The sequence below is a fragment of the Pseudomonas flavescens genome (assembly GCF_013408425.1).
Classification (GTDB): domain Bacteria; phylum Pseudomonadota; class Gammaproteobacteria; order Pseudomonadales; family Pseudomonadaceae; genus Aquipseudomonas; species Aquipseudomonas fulva_A.
In genome coordinates this window covers 5,524,309-5,540,478 of record NZ_JACBYV010000001.1, presented here as the reverse complement: position 1 = coordinate 5,540,478, position 16,170 = coordinate 5,524,309, and the positions used below count along the sequence as shown (strand labels likewise).

The following is a 16,170-nucleotide window of genomic DNA, read 5'->3' as shown; positions in this document are numbered from 1 at the left end:
GCGGCCATGAAACACGTCATCGGGTATGGCTGACTTTATTCGCCCCAAAAAGAAAACCCCGCCGAGGCGGGGTTTTTCAGTCTGTATCCTGACATCCTTGATCAGCGCGCCATCCTGGCAGCGTCCCACGTATCCCTGTCTGTTTCAGTGCGCTTCCTGCGCTAAGTCCTTGAAGTGAAGATTACGCTTCGCCTGCAAATGCCAATAGTGGCTAAAGGCAGAACTGCGTGTAAGCATTGGCCTACACGCTGCAGGCCAACGACAGCGCGGACCACACCCCGTCAGAACTGCTCGGCATCGAGCAGGTACAGGCTCTCGCTGCCAGCGCTCACCGACGCACTCAGGGAATGGATGCGTGGCAGCAGGCGAGCGAAGTAGAAACGCGCGGTGCCCAGCTTGCTGGCGTAGAAATCCTCCTGCCCTTCCTTGCCCAGTGCCGCCTTGGCCATCATTGCCCACATGTAGGCGTAGGCGGTGTAACCGAACAGGTGCAGGTACTCCACCGAGGCCGCGCCGATCTCGTTGGGGTTGCTCCGTGCGCGCTCGAGCAGTGCCGTGGTTTGCGCCTCCAGAATGGCGACCGCGGCCAGCAGCGGCTCGCTGAACTCGGCAGGCGGAGCATCCGCGGCGCTGGCGAAGGCACGAATCTCATCGGTGAAATGCTGGGAGAAGGCGCCACCACTGCCAACCACCTTGCGACCGACCAGATCCAGCGCCTGGATACCATTGGTGCCTTCGTAGATCTGCGTGATGCGGCAGTCGCGAACCAGTTGTTCCTGGCCCCACTCCCGCACGTAGCCATGCCCACCGAACACCTGCTGGCCGTGAAGGGTGGTTTCCAGGCCGAGATCGGTCAGGAACGCCTTGGCCACCGGAGTCAGCAGCGCCACCAGTTCTTCGGCGCGCTTGCGGGTGATCGCATCTTCGCTGAACTTGGCGGTGTCGAGCTGCATGGCGACGTAGCTGGAGAAGGCACGTCCACCCTCGTTGAGGGCCTTCATGGTCAGCAACATACGGCGCACGTCCGGATGGACGATGATCGGGTCGGCCGCCTTGTCCTTGGCCACGGCACCAGTTGGCGCACGGCTCTGGATACGCTCGCGGGCATATTCGATGGCGCTCTGGTAGGAACGCTCACCGGTCGAAAGCCCCTGGATGCCGACCCCCAGTCGCTCGTAATTCATCATGGTGAACATGGCGGCCAGGCCGCGGTTCGGCGCGTCGATGATGTAACCGGTGGCACCATCGAAGTTCATTACACAGGTACTCGATGCCTTGATGCCCATCTTGTGCTCGATGGAGCCACAGGACAGCGCGTTGCGCTCACCCAGCGAGCCATCGGCATTGACCATGAACTTGGGCACCAGGAACAGCGAAATGCCCTTGGGGCCAGCCGGTGCATCGGGCAGCTTGGCCAGCACCAGGTGAATGATGTTCTCGGTCAGATCGTGCTCACCACCGGTGATGAAGATCTTGGTGCCGCTGACCTTGTAGCTGCCATCGGCCTGAGGCTCGGCCTTGGTACGGATGATGCCCAGATCGGTACCGGCATGGGGCTCGGTCAGGCACATGGAACCGGCCCAGACGCCGGCATACATGTTCGGCAGATAAGCCTGCTTCAGCTCTTCGCTGGCGTGCGCATTGATCGACAGACAGGCTCCGGCCGTGAGCATCGGGTAGAGGCCGAACGACAGGCTGGACGAGTTGACCATTTCCTCGACCTGGGCAGATATCACCTTGGGCATGCCCATGCCGCCGAACTGCGGATCGCCACCGACACCGACCCAGCCACCCTCGGCATACGCCCTGTAGGCCTCGATGAATCCGGCTGGCGTGGTGACCACGCCATCGGCCCACGAACAGCCCTCTTCGTCACTCGCCCGGTTCAAGGGCGCGATCATGCCTGCGGTGATCTTGCCCGCTTCTTCGAGGATCGCGTTGGCGGTCTCCTCATCGACGACCTCGGCCAGGGCTGGCAACTGCGCCCACAATGTTGAGACCTGTAAAACCTCGTTGAGCACGAAGCGCATGTCACGCAGGGGAGCTTTGTAATCGGCCATGGGAAGTCCTCGGTAGCACGTTCAGAAGCCGAGTCTAGCCCAACAACTTTTCAGACACATAGGGTCGTGTCGTGACCGGTCAGCCACTGATCGATCACACAGACGATCAGCCGCGCTCGGCCTTCAACTTGACCGCGCCGCGCCGCTGAACCTGACTGCTCACGCAGTTGCGCCCTGCGCTCTTGGCACCATAGAGGGCCTTGTCGGCGGCCTTGAGAACCTCCTCCACGCTGCGCTGCTCCTCGCCACGCTGAGCCACCCCGATACTCACCGTCACGGACACATGGGTGGCAGCGGAACCCCGGCGGCGCTGACGCCCCAACTGGTCGTCGTTCGGGCGCTGCTGGCCATCGCGCAACTGAATCCGGTAGCGTTCGACGGTCTGGCGTATCGCTTCCAGATGCGGCAGGCACTGTTCGATGGTCTTGCCGGGAAACACCAGGGTGAATTCCTCGCCGCCGTAGCGATAGACCTTGCCACCGCCGCCGACCTTGCGCAGCTGGCTGGCGACCACACGCAGCACCTGATCGCCGACATCGTGACCATGGGTATCGTTGAATTTCTTGAAGTGATCGACATCCGCCATGGCGAGCACGTAACTGCGCCCCAAGCGCTGCAGTCGCTCGTTAAGCGCCCGACGCCCGGGCAACCCGGTGAGCTCGTCTCGGAAGGCCATCTGGTAGGCCTCGTGCGCCACGCCGACGACGATCATCAGCATCACCACGCTGGACATCACCTGCAGCGCATGAGGCTGGATGAAGGTATTGGGCAGCATCCATAACAGAGCGATCACCCCGACGCACTGCACCGCGTGTACCGGGCGAGGCGTGCGCAGGTACTGCACCAGCAGTGCGACGATGACCAGCAGGAACAGCGGATAGGCCAGTTGCACGAGGCTCATCCACTCGGCATGCAGGGCGGGCCAGCGGATCACCGACAACCACTGCTCGAGCGCTTGCGGATAGCGTCGCGCAAGCGCAGCGGCCACGGCACAAACCGCCAGCAGCACCGCAAGGCGGGCGACCAGATCCTGAATCAGGTGGGTGCGCTCTCGCCACAGAGCGAACAACCCATAGAGCATCGGCAACAGCAGGCTGCAGAGGTGAAAGACCAGGGCCGCATCATCGCGCACCTGACCGAAATCGCGGTAATGATCGGCCTGCTCGTCGAGCACGAAGTAACCCAGATAGAGCACCAGCAGCAGGAACAGCTCGCGTTGCCGGCCGTAGACCACGCAGAAGGTGCCACCGAGCAGCAGCAACAGGGTCGGCAACACATTGAAGAGGGAGGTGAAGAAGTCGGTCAGCGTTGGCAGAGTCGCGGCCAGCAAGCCGCCGCCGAGCAGCAGCAACGCTGGCAGGAAGTGTCCCAAGCGCAAGGCGGTTAGGCGCGACAAGACGAGCTCCGCAATGACCAGAAAGAGACTGGCATTCTGCCTGTATTTGGTCAGCTACGCACGAGGTCCGAGCATCTCACCAGTGCAGGTCGGGCCGCAGTACCTAGCCGATGCCAGCCCGAAAGACAGCCATAAAAAAACCGCGACCCACCGGGTCGCGGTTCTTGCATCGCATGGGCAATCAGTAACCCAGAGCGAAGTCTTCTTCGTTCATGTCCATCAGGCTGCTTGCGCCAGACAGCATGGTCGCAACGTGGGTGCGGGTACGCGGCAGGATGCGTGCATAGTAGAACTGCGCGGTCTGCAGCTTGGCCTTGTAGAAGGCCTGGTCACCCTCGCCCGAAGCGATCTTCTCGGCGGCGACACGCGCCATGTCGGCCCAGAAGTAAGCCAGGCAGGCGTAGCCGGAGTACATCAGGTAATCCACCGACGCGGCACCGACTTCCTCGCGGTCCTTCATGGCGGCCATGCCGATCTTCATGGTCAGCTCGCCCCACTCCTTGTTCAGCTTGGCCAGCGGCTCGACGAACGCCTTGATCGCTTCGTTGCCTTCGTTGGCCTGGCAGAACTTGTGGACGATCTTGGTGAAGCCCTTGAGCGCTTCACCCTGAGTCATCAGCACCTTGCGACCGAGCAGGTCGAGGGCCTGAACACCGGTAGTACCTTCGTACATCATCGAGATGCGGCAGTCGCGCAGGTTCTGCTCCATGCCCCACTCGCTGATGAAACCGTGGCCACCGTAGATCTGCATGCCGTGGGATGCGGACTCGAAGCCGACCTCGGTCATGAACGCCTTGGCGATCGGGGTCAGGAAAGCCATCAGGCCATCAGCGGCTTTCTTCTGTTCCTCGTCCTGGGCGTACTTGAGGATATCCACCTGCTTGGCGGTGAAGTAAACCATCGCCCGGTTACCCTCGGCGAAGGCCTTCATGGTCAGCAGCATGCGGCGAACATCGGGGTGCACGATGATCGGATCGGCGGCTTTTTCCGGCGATTTCGGGCCAGTCAACGAGCGCATTTGCAGGCGATCACGGGCGTACTTGATGCCACCCTGGAAGCCCAGTTCGGCATGCGCCAGACCTTGCAGAGCAGTGCCCAGGCGGGCGGTGTTCATGAAGGTGAACATGCAGTTCAGGCCCTTGTTCGGCGGGCCGATCAGGAAGCCGGTGGCAGCATCGAAGTTCATCACGCAGGTGGCGTTGCCGTGAATGCCCATCTTGTGCTCAAGGGAGCCACAGTTCACCGCGTTGCGCTCACCGACGCCGCCTTCGGCGCTGGGCAGGAACTTCGGCACGATGAACAGGGAAATACCCTTGGTACCAGCCGGTGCATCCGGCAGGCGAGCCAGTACGATGTGCACGATGTTATCGGCCATGTCGTGCTCACCGGCCGAGATGAAGATCTTGGTGCCGGAGATTTTGTAGGAACCGTCGGCCTGAGGTTCGGCACGGGTGCGCAGCATACCCAGGTCGGTACCGCAGTGGGCTTCGGTCAGGCACATGGTGCCGGTCCATTCGCCGGAGACCAGCTTGGTCAGGTAGGTGTGTTGCTGCTCGGGCGTGCCGTGTGCGGAGATGGTGTTCATCGCGCCATGGGACAAGCCGGGGTACATGCCCCACGACCAGTTGGCGGTACCGACCATTTCACTGACAGCCAGGCCAAGCGACTCGGGCAGGCCCTGGCCGCCATGTTCGACGTCATGGGCCAGGCTGGGCCAGCCGCCTTCGACGAACTGCTTGTAGGCTTCCTTGAAGCCGGTCGGCGTTTTCACACCGGATTCGCTCCAGGTGCAGCCTTCGGTATCGCCTACGCGGTTCAGCGGAGAGAGCACCTGCTCGCAGAACTTGGCGCCTTCCTCGAGGATGGCATCGACCATGTCTGGCGTAGCGTCCTGGCAGCCAGGCAGGCTCTGATAGTGCGCTTCATAGCCGAGCAGTTCGTCACGAACGAAACGGATATCACGCAAGGGGGCCTTGTATTCAGGCATAGCGGGTACCTCTGCGGGTGGTCTCTTATGTTTGGGATGACCGATGGGCGGTCGTTTGCAGAATGGCCATATATGGAGTCGACTGCCAGCGCAGCGACTCAAACACATGTTTTAAACATACGTTTACGCCCTGGCACTGTCAAGGCCCGACACCGTTCGCTCAAGCGCGCAGATCGAGCGATCCAGAGGGCTTCTGATCGGCCGCGAACGCGGCGTAGAGGCTGATCCCGGCGGGCTCCGGGCGGGCCTGCTGATCGGCGGACGTGACTGACGGGTCGTCGCTTTCCTGATCCGTTTCGTCGGCAGGTGCCTTCGCCTCCTCGGCTTCGCTGCGCTGCTGTGCGGCGAGCTCGGCACGGGCTACCGCCATCTGTGCCTGCGCCTGGCTGGCGACACTGCGATCCTGGGCAGAGGGTTCGGCCGGCGCGAGCGCGGCACGGATCACGATCTCCATCTTGCTCAGCGTGGCCTGAGGATCATTGGCTACCGCCCCCACGTCGATGCTCACCTCACCCCCGGAAGCATAGCGCTTGCCATCCGGGCCACGGGTATAGGTGTAGGTGGGTGCGCCAGCGTGCACGCCGCCAACCGCCGCGTGCGCCTGCTCGTGGGTTCGCACCTCACGATCCCGGTTGACCAACTCGGAAATGACCAACTGCAACTCCTGCTCTTCCTGAGGAGTGCGGGGCTCGCCTGGTTTGGCGGTAGCAGAGGAGTCTTCTGACTTGTCCTGTTCCTCCTGCCCGGTTGCAGCTTTTGAGGAATCGGACTCAGCACTAGACGCCACAGGCGCAAAAGCGGCGCGGGCCAAATCAGGGGAGCTGGAGGAATCGACGGGGCGTGGAACGGCGGTCGCGGCAGGAAGTACAGGATAGTAAGAGGGAGAGAAGCCAGAAACTTGCATGTCATCCTCCCTCCTGGAACCGAGCGCCCGAAGGCGCGGCGATTAGGCGGTGACGTCGATCAAGGTGCCCAGCACCTTGTCCGCCGTCTGAACGACACGAGCGCCAGCCTGAGCTTCATATTGACCGACGCGCATCTCGACCATGTTATCGGCGATATCGGAGCGGGCAGCCGAGGGCTCGTTGGCCTGCGCGCGCTCGGCGATCACCGGCGCACTGGCGATTTCACCGGCAGCCTGATCGACGCGACGCTGGCCGGATTGAATGGTATTGATGCCAGCGTTGAATGCGCTGGTGGATGAGATCTGCATGGACGTCTCCTGGTGCAGGGACCTATGGCATGTATTTAAGCAGAAGCCGCTTAAAAAATGTACAGCCAAAAATAATGCATGAGCTGGCTTTATAGCATCATTCGCGATAAATCGAGGTACTGCGCCACCCGCTCCGGCAAAGCCGCTGACAAGTGCGGCACCTCGCCGATGCAAGGTGCGGGCAGACGCTCGCTCAGGGTATCGAGGTTGTCCTGCAGCCGCGCCGCATGCGGGTCGACGATATTGGCCACCCAGCCAGCCAGCGGCAAGCCATCGCCCAGGATCGCCTCGGCGGTCAGTAGCGCATGGTTGATGCAGCCCAGGCGTACGCCGACCACCAGAATCACCGGAAGCTCCAGTGCCCGAGCCAGGTCCGACAGGTTGGCCGCACCAGTCAGTGGTACGCGCCAGCCACCGGCACCTTCGACCAGCGTGAAGTCCGCACCTTTGCCCAGAATCGCCCGAACCGCTGCGCTCAACGCCGGCACCTCGAGCTGCACGCCCTCGTCGCGCGCCGCCAGATGGGGGGCGATGGCCGGTGCGAAGGCATTGGGGTTCACCTCGTCATAGCGCAGCGGCAGGCTGCATTGAGCGAGCAGTGCCAACGCGTCGTCGTTGCGCAGCCCCTCTGCGGTAAGCACACAGCCGGAGGCGACCGGCTTGGCCGCAGCCGTCGACAGCCCGGCGGCGCGGGCCGCATACAGCAGGCCGGCGGCGATGGTGGTCTTGCCGATTTCGGTGTCGGTGCCCGTGATGAAATAGGCTGCACTCATGAGCGCTGCTCCTTTTGCAGTACGCCATAGATGACCTGATAGGTGCAGGGCAGTCCCTCGGGCTGGCGCCGTTGTTCGTAAGCCTCGGCGAGCGCGCGCAAGCGTGCGCGCCCGGTCAGCCCGGCCGGGCGGCCATCGTTGAGATTATGCGCCCCCAACGCCTTGAGGCCGTGGGTGAGGCTGCGCAGATCCGGGTAGTGGAGGCGATGCGCCTGAAGCTGCAGCGCCTGCACCTGCATACCACTGGCAGCGCACAGCGCCTCATAGTCCTCGACGCGGCGGAAGCGGTTGACGTGCACGAAACCGTCCACGGCCTGCCAGCTGTCACGCAGCTCCTGCAAGGTGCCGACGCACAGGCTGCTGAACGCCAGCACACCACCCGGTCGCAATACCCTGCGCGCCTCGCTGAGCACGGCCTGGAAGTCGGCACACCACTGCAAGGCCAGGCTCGAGAAAATCAGATCACAGCTCTGATCACGCAGTGGCAGCTGCTCGGCGTCTCCAGCCACGTGGCACTGCGCGCCGCCCTGTTGCCGAGCGTGCTGCAGCATGCCTTCGGCGATGTCCAGGGAGATGCCCTGTGCAAGGGGGAACCATTCGCCCAGCGCCCGGCTGAAGTGGCCAGTACCACAGCCAAGGTCGAGCCATCGCCCCGGCTGCGTGGACAACGGCAGCCGCCACAACAACCGCCGCCCCACATCGCGCTGCAATTCGGCAACGCTGTCATAACTGCCAGCGGCCCTGGAAAAGGACGCCGCCACCCGGCGCTTGTCAGGCCGCTCGTTCACCGTGCGCCTCCATGAAACCGAGCAGCATGGCCGCTACGTGCTCGGCCTGTTCCACAGCGAACCCATGGCTCGCGCCCTCGACACTGCGCACCTGGGCAGCAGGCTGCACGGCCTGAACAGCAGCAGCGGCAGCCGCCGGTACCAACGCATCGGCGGTGCCGAACAGGTGAAGTTGCGGCCCCTGGAACTGCAGCAGTGCGGGTCGGGTATCGAGGGTAGCAAGCAGGTCGAGCCCGGCCAGCGAGTCGACGCCGCCAGCCTGCGCCAGCAATGCACGGGACAGCCCCCGAGCATCGGCAGCACCCTGGCTGCAGAGCATCGCGAAGCGCTTGAGGGTTGCGCTCGGGTTCTGGCGGTAGGAATCGTGAAACGCCTCGAAGGTAGCCGTCGGCATCGCTGCCGACCAACCCTCGCGGGCAATGAAAGAGGCATTGCTGGCCAGCGTCAGCAGACCAGGACAATCCTCTGCCCGCCGTGCTGCCAACAGGCTGGCGAGCATGCCGCCCAGTGACCAGCCACCCAGCCAGGCACCCCGGGGCAGGCGCTCGTCCAGTTGGTCGAGCCACAGCTCCAGTTGCCCATGTTCGAGCGGCGGTAGCGGCTCGATATCGACCTGCAACTGCGAGCCGAGGGCATCGACGAGCGGCTGCAGCGGCGCACTGCCGAGCCCCCAGCCGGGTAACAGAATCAGGCGCTCGGTCATCGTTCCGACTCTCCCGGCAGTTGCAGCCAGCAATGGGCGAGCACTTCAAGCAGCCGATCGACCTGGGCGAGTTCGTGGGCAGCCGACAGGGTGACCCGCAACCGCGCGCTGCCTGCCGGCACGGTCGGCGGGCGAATCGCCGTGACCAACATGCCGCGCTCGCGCAGCGCCTGAGACAAGGCGACGGCGCGGCCGCTATCGCCGACCAGGATCGGCTGGATCGGCGTATCACTGTCCATCAGTTGCAGACCGATGCTCGCGGCGCCCTCGCGGAATCGACGGATCAGTGCGGCCAGGTGCTCACGTCGCCAGTGCTCGCTGCGCAGCAGTTCGAGACTCTTCAGGGTGGCACAGGCCAACGCCGGCGGCTGACTGGTGGTGTAGATGTATGGCCTGGCGAACTGCACCAGGGTATCGATCAGATCGTCGCTGCCAGCGACGAAGGCGCCAGCGGTACCGAACGCCTTGCCCAGGGTGCCGACCAGTACCGGCACGTCGCTGATGCCGAGGCCGAAATGCTCGACCACACCACCGCCCGTTGCGCCCAGGGTGCCGAAGCCATGGGCGTCATCGACCATCAGCCAGGCATCCCTGCGACGTGCCTCGGCGCACAGTGCAGGCAGGTCCGCCATATCGCCGTCCATGCTGAAGACGCCGTCGCAAACCACCAGGGTATTGCCCTCGGCCTTGCCCAGGCGCGTAGCGAGGCTGCCACGGTCGTTATGCAGGTAGCGCGAGAAACGCGCGCCGCTGAGCAGGCCAGCATCCAGCAATGACGCGTGGTTGAGTCGATCTTCGAGTACCGTATCGCCTTTGCCGACCAGCGCAGTGACGGCGCCGAGGTTGGCCATGTAGCCGGTGGAAAACAGCAATGCGCGGGGGCGGCCGGTGAAATCGGCCAGGGCTTCTTCCAGTTCATGGTGCGGCGTGCTGTGGCCGATCACCAGATGCGAAGCGCCACCACCGACCCCCCAACGTTGGGCGCCGGCCCGCCAGGCCTCGACCACCAGCGGATGGTTGGCCAGGCCGAGATAATCGTTGGAACAGAACGCCAGCAACTGGCGCCCGTCCACCTCCACCAGCGGCCCTTGCGGGCTGCCTAGCAGCGGGCGCTGTCGATAGAGATCGGCGGCACGCCGCTCGGCCAGGCGAGCGGCAAGATCGAAAGGCATGCAAAAGCTCCAGGCTGCAAGCCACAAGCTTCAAGCGGCGCAACCATTCAGATCGCGCCGCGATGCTCGTCGCTTGTGGCTGTTCTCAGACCGCGTTGTAGAACAGCCGCGAGTCGCGCTGCTCGACCAGCGCCTGCTCGATGGCCGCCTGGTGCACCTCGTCGGCGTGCTCCTCGCGCGCTTCGGGCTGAATGCCCAGGCGTGCGAACAGCTGCATGTCCTTGTCAGCCTGAGGGTTGGCAGTGGTCAGCAGTTTTTCGCCGTAGAAAATCGAGTTGGCGCCAGCGAAGAACGCCAGGGCCTGCATCTGCTCGTTCATCGCCTCACGCCCGGCGGACAGGCGCACATGGGATTTCGGCATCATGATGCGCGCCACCGCCAGCATGCGGATGAAGTCGAAGGGGTCGACATCTTCCTCATTGGCCAGCGGCGTGCCCTCGACCTTGACCAGCATGTTGATGGGCACCGACTCCGGGTGCTCCGGCAGGTTGGCCAGCTGGATCAGCAGGCCGGCGCGGTCATCCAGCGACTCGCCCATGCCGAGAATGCCGCCGGAGCAGATCTTCATGCCGGCGTCACGCACGTAAGCCAGCGTCTGCAGGCGCTCGGAGTAGGTGCGGGTGGTGATGATGCTGCCGTAGAACTCCGGCGAGGTATCGAGGTTGTGGTTGTAGTAGTCGAGGCCCGCCTCGGCCAGGGCAGCGGTCTGTTCCTTGTCGAGCTTGCCCAGGGTCATGCAGGTTTCCAGGCCCAGGGCCTTCACGCCTTCGACCATCTTCAGCACGTAGGGCATGTCCTTGGCGGACGGATGCTTCCAGGCCGCGCCCATGCAGAACCGGGTCGAACCGATAGCCTTGGCCTCGGCCGCGGCCTCCAGCACCTTCTGCACTTCCATCAGCTTCTGCTTGTCCAGACCGGTGTTGTAGTGGCCGGACTGCGGACAGTACTTGCAGTCTTCGGGACAGGCCCCGGTCTTGATCGACAGCAGCGTCGAGACCTGCACACGGTTGGCATCGAAATGCGCGCGGTGCACGGTCTGGGCATGGAACAGCAGGTCGTTGAACGGTTGCTCGAACAGCGCCCGAACTTCCTTCAGGCTCCAATCGTGACGCAGGGTGGCGGCGGTACTAGCGCTCATGGGGGCAAGTCCTTATCTACAGGCGGCCTGCTACAGTCGAAAGCAGACCCTACACGGATGTGCGGCATAGTTAAGGAAGCATCATGCACTGTCAACCATATGCATTTATCAAGGTTTACAACTGGTTAAAAATAAAACAAACCTGCTCGCTCTGTGATGAGCGGGTGGATACGCCTTTGCCGCTGTGCGCCGAGTGCGATGCGGAGCTCCCATGGCTGGGGCCGCGCTGCCAGATCTGCGCCCTGCCGCTTGCTGTCGACGGCCTTGTCTGCGGCAACTGCCTGAAGCGCCCGCCTGCATTCAGCAGGGTCGAGGCCCCGTGGCGCTATGCGTTTCCGGTGGACGCCCTGATCAATCGCTTCAAGCATCAGGCTCGCTGGCCCATCGGCCGGTTACTCGGTGATCTGCTCGCCCGCCATCTGGTGCACGCCTTCGGCGAAGGGCTGCCCAGGCCGGACGTATTGTTGCCCGTGCCGCTTTCGCCCAAACGCCAGCGCCAACGCGGTTTCAACCAGGCGCAGATGCTCGCTCAGGTGATTGGCCAAGCCGTGCAGATTCCTCAGCGCAGCGAGTGGCTGCAGCGCATTGGCGATACACCCGCCCAACAGAAACTCGATGCCGTCGCCCGTCGGCGCAATCTGCGTGGCGCCTTTGCGGTCAGCCCCCGGGCGCAGGTGAAGAAGCGGCACGTTGCGCTGATCGATGACGTGCTGACTACCGGCGCCACGGCGCAGCAGCTTGCCCGCCTGCTGACTCGCGCCGGGGCGGCGCGCGTGGATGTCTATTGCCTGGCCCGTACGCCCGCGCCCGGGGATCATTGACGAGGGCTGGAGCGTCACGCACAGTGGCCAGCCGTCGTGATTACCGCTGCCCTGCCCATGACCACCCTCTCGCTGCTCGCCCAACACGTTACCCGCCGCCCACAACGCATCGCGCTGCTCGAACAGATCGCCGCGCAGGGCTCGATCACCCGCGCGGCCAAGGCCGCCGGCATGAGCTACAAGGCGGCCTGGGACGCCATCGACGAGCTGAACAACCTGGCCGATCAACCCCTGGTCGCTCGCAGCGTAGGCGGCAAGGGCGGTGGGGGTGCTCGGCTGACGTCGGCCGGGGAGCGTCTGCTGCAGTTGCACCAGCGCCTGCAGGCCATTCAGGCCGAAGTGCTGCAGGCCGCCGAAGACGACGCCGACCTGCAAGTGCTCGGCCGGCTGATGCTGCGTACCAGCGCACGCAACCAGCTCAGCGGTCGGGTACAGGCGATCCAGCGCCAAGGCGGCAACGACCTGATCGAGATCGAACTGCCCGGAGGCTCGTCGATCCAGGCGCAGATTACCCACAGCAGCACCGCTCACCTGCAACTGCAGGATGGGGTGCCCTTGATGGTGCTGATCAAGGCCGGCTGGCTGCAGCTCAGCGGGCTGGACCAGGAAGCCGACCCGAGCCTCAACGCGCTAGCGGGGACCATCGAACAGATCCTGCCCGAGGCCGATGGCCCCTGCGAGGTGCGCATCGCCCTGCCCAACGGGCAAACGCTGTGCGCCCAGGCCTGCGCCGAACAGCTCACCCGGCAGGGGCTGGGTGCGGGCAGCCCGGTACGCGCCCAGTTTGCAGCCAGCCATGTGTTGCTGGGGACGCAGGTCTGATGCGATTGGCGGGCTGAAACCCACCCTACTCCCCAGGCGCATCAACCGTAGGGTGGCGCTTTAGCCCACCAAAGCCATTCAACGCCGATGGTGGCCGACTGTTCAAAGCATGCGCTTCGAAGCTCCGGGCCGTGGGGGTTATTGATGGTGGGCTGAAGCCCACCCTACTCCCCAGGCGTATCAACCGTAGGGTGGCGCTTTAGCCCACCAAAGCCATTCAACGCCATGGTGGCCGACTGCTCAAAGCATGCGCTTCGAAGCTCAGGGCCGTGGTGGTATTGGTGGTGGGCTGAAGCCCACCCTACTCCCCAGGCGCATCAACCGTAGGGTGGCGCTTTAGCCCACCAAAGCCATTCAACGCCGATGGTGGCTGACTGTTCAAAGCATGCGCTTCGAAGCTCAGGGCCGTTGGGGGTATTGGTGGTGGGCTGAAGCCCACCCTACTCCCCAGGCGCATCAACCGTAGGGTGGCGCTTTGGCCCACCGAAGCCATTCAAAGCCGATGGTGGCCGACTGTTCAAAGCATGCACTTCGAAGCTTCGGGCCGTGGGCGTTATTGGTGGTGGGCTGAAGCCCACCCTACTCCCCAGGCGCATGAACCGTAGGGTGGCGCTTTAGCCCACCGAAGCCATTCAACACCGATGGTGGCTGACTGTTCAAAGCATGCGCTTCGAAGCTCCGGGCCGTGGGGGGTATTGATGGTGGGCTGAAGCCCACCCTACTCCCCAGGCGCATGAACCGTAGGGTGGCGCTTTAGCCCACCGAAGCCATTCAACGCCGATGGTGACTGACTGTTCAAAGCATGCGCTTCGAAGCTCAGGGCCGTGGGGGGTTATTGATGGTGGGCTGAAGCCCACCCTACTCCCCAGGCGCATGAACCGTAGGGTGGCGCTTTGGCCCACCGAAGCCATTCAACGCCGATGGTGGCTGACTGTTCAAAGCATGCGCTTCGAAGCTCCGGGCCGTGGGCGTTATTGGTGGTGGGCTGAAGCCCACCCTACTCCCCAGGCGCATCAACCGTAGGGTGGCGCTTTAGCCCACCGAAGCCATTCAACGCCGATGGTGGCTGACTGTTCAAAGCATGCGCTTCGAAGCTCCGGGCCGTGGGGGTTATTGGTGGTGGGCTGAAGCCCACCCTACTCCCCAGGCGTATCAACCGCAGGGTGGGCCGGACGATGATCCGCGTCAGCCCACCTGATACGTACCTATCAGGATACGAGCGCGAATAGTGGCCGTGCCGAAGGCCCTCAGGCGTTACACTCTCCGGCCAACCGACGGAGCTGATCATGTCTCATCCTTTCGCCGCCCTCACCCCCGATCTGGTTCTGGATGCCGTCGAGAGCCTCGGCTACCTCAGCGACGCCCGCGTGCTGGCGCTGAACAGCTACGAGAACCGTGTGTATCAGGTAGGCATCGAAGCGGAGACGCCGCTGATTGCCAAGTTCTACCGACCGGACCGCTGGTCCGACGAGGCGATTCGCGAGGAGCACAGTTTCACTGCCGAACTGGCTGAATGCGATGTGCCTGTCGTGGCGCCACTGCAACGCGATGGCGAAACCCTGTTCGAACACGCTGGTTTCCGTTTCTCGCTGTTCCCGCGCCGAGGCGGCCGAGCACCGGAGCCAGGCAATCTGGATCAGCTCTATCGTCTCGGGCAACTGCTCGGGCGCCTGCATGCGGTCGGCTCGCTGCGCCCGTTCGAACACCGCGAATCGCTGCGGGTGGACAACTTCGGCCACGCCTCCCTGGCGACCTTGCTGGAAGGCAACTTCGTACCGCGCAGCCTGCTGCCGGCCTACGAGTCTGTCGCCCGTGACCTGCTCAAGCGTCTGGATCAGCTGTTCGCGGAAAACCCGGTGAAAGCGATCCGCCTGCACGGTGACTGCCACCCGGGCAACCTGCTGTGCCGTGACGAGACCTATCACATGGTCGATCTGGACGACTGCCGCATGGGCCCGGCGATTCAGGATCTGTGGATGATGCTGGCCGGCGAGCGCCACGAGCGGCTTGGCCAGATCGCCGAACTGGTCGACGGCTATCAGGAATTCCACGACTTCAACCCGCGCGAGCTGCCGCTGATCGAGGGGTTTCGTTCCCTGCGGCTGATGCACTACAGCGCCTGGCTGGCGCGGCGCTGGGACGATCCAGCCTTTCCACAGAGCTTCCCCTGGTTCGGCAGTGAGCGGTACTGGGGCGAGCAGATCCTGATGCTGCGCGAGCAAATCGCCGCCTTGAACGAAGAGCCGCTGAAACTGTTTTGAGCATCAGGCGCCTGCGATAATAAAGCTGAACGCACGGACAACTCCGCACCAACGCACTAGAATGGTGCAAACCTCCACTGCCTTATCAAGGACTTACATGGCCACCGCAGACCTGCGCCGCGGCTACATCCTGGGCCTTTCGGCCTATGTCATCTGGGGCCTTTTCCCGCTCTACTTCAAGGCGATTCAGGCTGTTCCCTCGCTGGAAATCATCGTCCACCGGGCGCTCTGGTCGGCCGTATTCGGCGCGCTGCTACTGCTGGTATGGAAGCATCCCGGCTGGCTGCGCGAGCTGATCGACCACCCGAAACGCTTCGCGGTGCTGGCCATCAGTGGCTCGCTTATCGCCGGTAACTGGCTGGTCTACGTCTGGGCGGTGAACAACGGGCGTATGCTCGAAGCCAGCCTGGGCTACTACATCAACCCGCTGGTCAACGTGCTGCTAGGCATGTTGATCCTCGGCGAGCGGCTGCGTCGCCTGCAATGGGTTGCCGTAGGACTGGCAGCCGCCGGCGTCGCCCAGCAGCTATGGCAAGTCGGCAGCCTGCCCTGGGTGTCTCTGGCACTGGCACTGAGCTTCGCCGCCTACGGCCTGATTCGCAAGAAAGCCCCCGTCGCTGCGCTGCCAGGCCTGGTGGTGGAGACCTGGCTGTTGCTGCCGCTGGCCATTGGCTGGATTCTTCTGCACCCCGCGGCGATGAGCAACCAGCCGGCATTCTGGACCACTACCGAGGCCTTGTGGCTGATGGCGGCCGGCCCGGTCACCCTGATCCCGCTGGTGTGCTTCAACGCTGCCGCACGGCACCTGCCCTACACCACCCTGGGTTTTCTGCAATACGTGGCGCCGACTCTGGTGCTGCTGCTGGCCGTGTTCGTGTTCGACGAGCATTTCGACCCGAGCAAGATGGTCGCCTTCCTGTTCATCTGGGCAGGTCTGGCGGTGTATAGCGTCGATGCCTGGCTGACCCTGCGCAAACGCTGACCGGCAAAGCCGAGGGCAGGCATTCGCGCTTGCGGATTCCTGCCCGGCTCCGAG

At 63.7% G+C, this 16,170-nt stretch carries 14 protein-coding genes; 4 read left to right on the top strand and 10 right to left on the bottom strand.

Annotated features, from left to right (window positions below):
- Positions 1-281 precede the first annotated feature (281 nt).
- From FHR27_RS24730 to bioB, 10 genes are all read right to left on the bottom strand, one after another.
- Positions 282-2,060, bottom strand: a complete 1,779-nt coding sequence (locus FHR27_RS24730) for an acyl-CoA dehydrogenase C-terminal domain-containing protein (RefSeq protein WP_042553316.1) — start codon at positions 2,058-2,060, stop codon at positions 282-284.
- 106 nt (positions 2,061-2,166) lie between these two features.
- Positions 2,167-3,456: a GGDEF domain-containing protein gene (locus FHR27_RS24725; protein ID WP_042553315.1), complete on the bottom strand. Its 1,290-nt coding sequence runs from the start codon at positions 3,454-3,456 to the stop codon at positions 2,167-2,169.
- Between the two features lie 181 nt (positions 3,457-3,637).
- Entirely contained in the window at positions 3,638-5,443 is a 1,806-nt protein-coding gene (locus FHR27_RS24720; protein ID WP_179539823.1) for a phenylacyl-CoA dehydrogenase, read from the bottom strand.
- Between the two features lie 160 nt (positions 5,444-5,603).
- Entirely contained in the window at positions 5,604-6,347 is a 744-nt protein-coding gene (locus FHR27_RS24715) for a putative metalloprotease CJM1_0395 family protein (RefSeq protein WP_179539822.1), read from the bottom strand.
- Positions 6,348-6,389: 42 nt separating this feature from the next.
- Positions 6,390-6,656: a hypothetical protein gene (locus FHR27_RS24710; protein WP_179539821.1), complete on the bottom strand. Its 267-nt coding sequence runs from the start codon at positions 6,654-6,656 to the stop codon at positions 6,390-6,392.
- Between the two features lie 89 nt (positions 6,657-6,745).
- A complete protein-coding gene (bioD, locus tag FHR27_RS24705) occupies positions 6,746-7,429 on the bottom strand; it encodes a dethiobiotin synthase (protein ID WP_042553311.1) in 684 nt (227 codons plus the stop codon).
- On the bottom strand, positions 7,426-8,217 hold the full coding sequence (gene bioC / locus FHR27_RS24700) for a malonyl-ACP O-methyltransferase BioC (RefSeq protein WP_042553310.1): 792 nt from the start codon (positions 8,215-8,217) through the stop codon (positions 7,426-7,428). The genes bioD and bioC overlap by 4 nt, the downstream gene beginning before the upstream one ends.
- Positions 8,201-8,920, bottom strand: a complete 720-nt coding sequence (locus FHR27_RS24695) for an alpha/beta fold hydrolase (RefSeq protein WP_042553309.1) — start codon at positions 8,918-8,920, stop codon at positions 8,201-8,203. Before FHR27_RS24695 ends, bioC begins: the two co-directional genes overlap by 17 nt.
- Positions 8,917-10,092 (bottom strand): 8-amino-7-oxononanoate synthase, encoded by a 1,176-nt coding sequence (gene bioF / locus FHR27_RS24690; protein ID WP_179539820.1) that lies wholly within the window; start codon positions 10,090-10,092, stop codon positions 8,917-8,919. The genes FHR27_RS24695 and bioF overlap by 4 nt, the downstream gene beginning before the upstream one ends.
- 85 nt (positions 10,093-10,177) lie before the next feature.
- Positions 10,178-11,230: a biotin synthase BioB gene (bioB, locus tag FHR27_RS24685; protein ID WP_042553307.1), complete on the bottom strand. Its 1,053-nt coding sequence runs from the start codon at positions 11,228-11,230 to the stop codon at positions 10,178-10,180.
- Between the two features lie 83 nt (positions 11,231-11,313).
- Between bioB and FHR27_RS24680 the strand changes: the two genes are divergently transcribed.
- From FHR27_RS24680 to rarD, 4 genes are all read left to right on the top strand, one after another.
- A complete protein-coding gene (locus tag FHR27_RS24680; protein WP_179539819.1) occupies positions 11,314-12,051 on the top strand; it encodes a ComF family protein in 738 nt (245 codons plus the stop codon).
- A gap of 57 nt (positions 12,052-12,108) precedes the next feature.
- Positions 12,109-12,873: a TOBE domain-containing protein gene (locus FHR27_RS24675; RefSeq protein WP_179540159.1), complete on the top strand. Its 765-nt coding sequence runs from the start codon at positions 12,109-12,111 to the stop codon at positions 12,871-12,873.
- Positions 12,874-14,159: 1,286 nt separating this feature from the next.
- Positions 14,160-15,134, top strand: coding sequence for a serine/threonine protein kinase (locus FHR27_RS24670; RefSeq protein WP_042556623.1), 975 nt, complete (start codon positions 14,160-14,162; stop codon positions 15,132-15,134).
- Between the two features lie 97 nt (positions 15,135-15,231).
- Positions 15,232-16,116 carry an EamA family transporter RarD gene (gene rarD / locus FHR27_RS24665; protein WP_042556622.1) on the top strand — a complete coding sequence of 295 codons (885 nt, stop codon included), beginning with the start codon at positions 15,232-15,234 and terminating at the stop codon, positions 16,114-16,116.
- The last annotated feature ends 54 nt before the right edge of the window (positions 16,117-16,170 follow it).

Excerpts from the sequence above, each read along its gene's own strand:
- FHR27_RS24720 (WP_179539823.1), bottom strand. The coding sequence starts at position 5,443 with ATGCCTGAATACAAGGCCCCCTTGCGTGATATCCGTTTCGTTCGTGAC.
- rarD (WP_042556622.1), top strand. The coding sequence starts at position 15,232 with ATGGCCACCGCAGACCTGCGCCGCGGCTACATCCTGGGCCTTTCGGCC.
- FHR27_RS24695 (WP_042553309.1), bottom strand. The coding sequence starts at position 8,920 with ATGACCGAGCGCCTGATTCTGTTACCCGGCTGGGGGCTCGGCAGTGCG.
- FHR27_RS24680 (WP_179539819.1), top strand. The coding sequence starts at position 11,314 with ATGCACTGTCAACCATATGCATTTATCAAGGTTTACAACTGGTTAAAA.
- FHR27_RS24730 (WP_042553316.1), bottom strand. The coding sequence starts at position 2,060 with ATGGCCGATTACAAAGCTCCCCTGCGTGACATGCGCTTCGTGCTCAAC.
- FHR27_RS24675 (WP_179540159.1), top strand. The coding sequence starts at position 12,109 with ATGACCACCCTCTCGCTGCTCGCCCAACACGTTACCCGCCGCCCACAA.
- FHR27_RS24670 (WP_042556623.1), top strand. The coding sequence starts at position 14,160 with ATGTCTCATCCTTTCGCCGCCCTCACCCCCGATCTGGTTCTGGATGCC.
- bioF (WP_179539820.1), bottom strand. The coding sequence starts at position 10,092 with ATGCCTTTCGATCTTGCCGCTCGCCTGGCCGAGCGGCGTGCCGCCGAT.
- FHR27_RS24710 (WP_179539821.1), bottom strand. The coding sequence starts at position 6,656 with ATGCAGATCTCATCCACCAGCGCATTCAACGCTGGCATCAATACCATT.
- bioD (WP_042553311.1), bottom strand. The coding sequence starts at position 7,429 with ATGAGTGCAGCCTATTTCATCACGGGCACCGACACCGAAATCGGCAAG.
- FHR27_RS24715 (WP_179539822.1), bottom strand. The coding sequence starts at position 6,347 with ATGCAAGTTTCTGGCTTCTCTCCCTCTTACTATCCTGTACTTCCTGCC.
- bioB (WP_042553307.1), bottom strand. The coding sequence starts at position 11,230 with ATGAGCGCTAGTACCGCCGCCACCCTGCGTCACGATTGGAGCCTGAAG.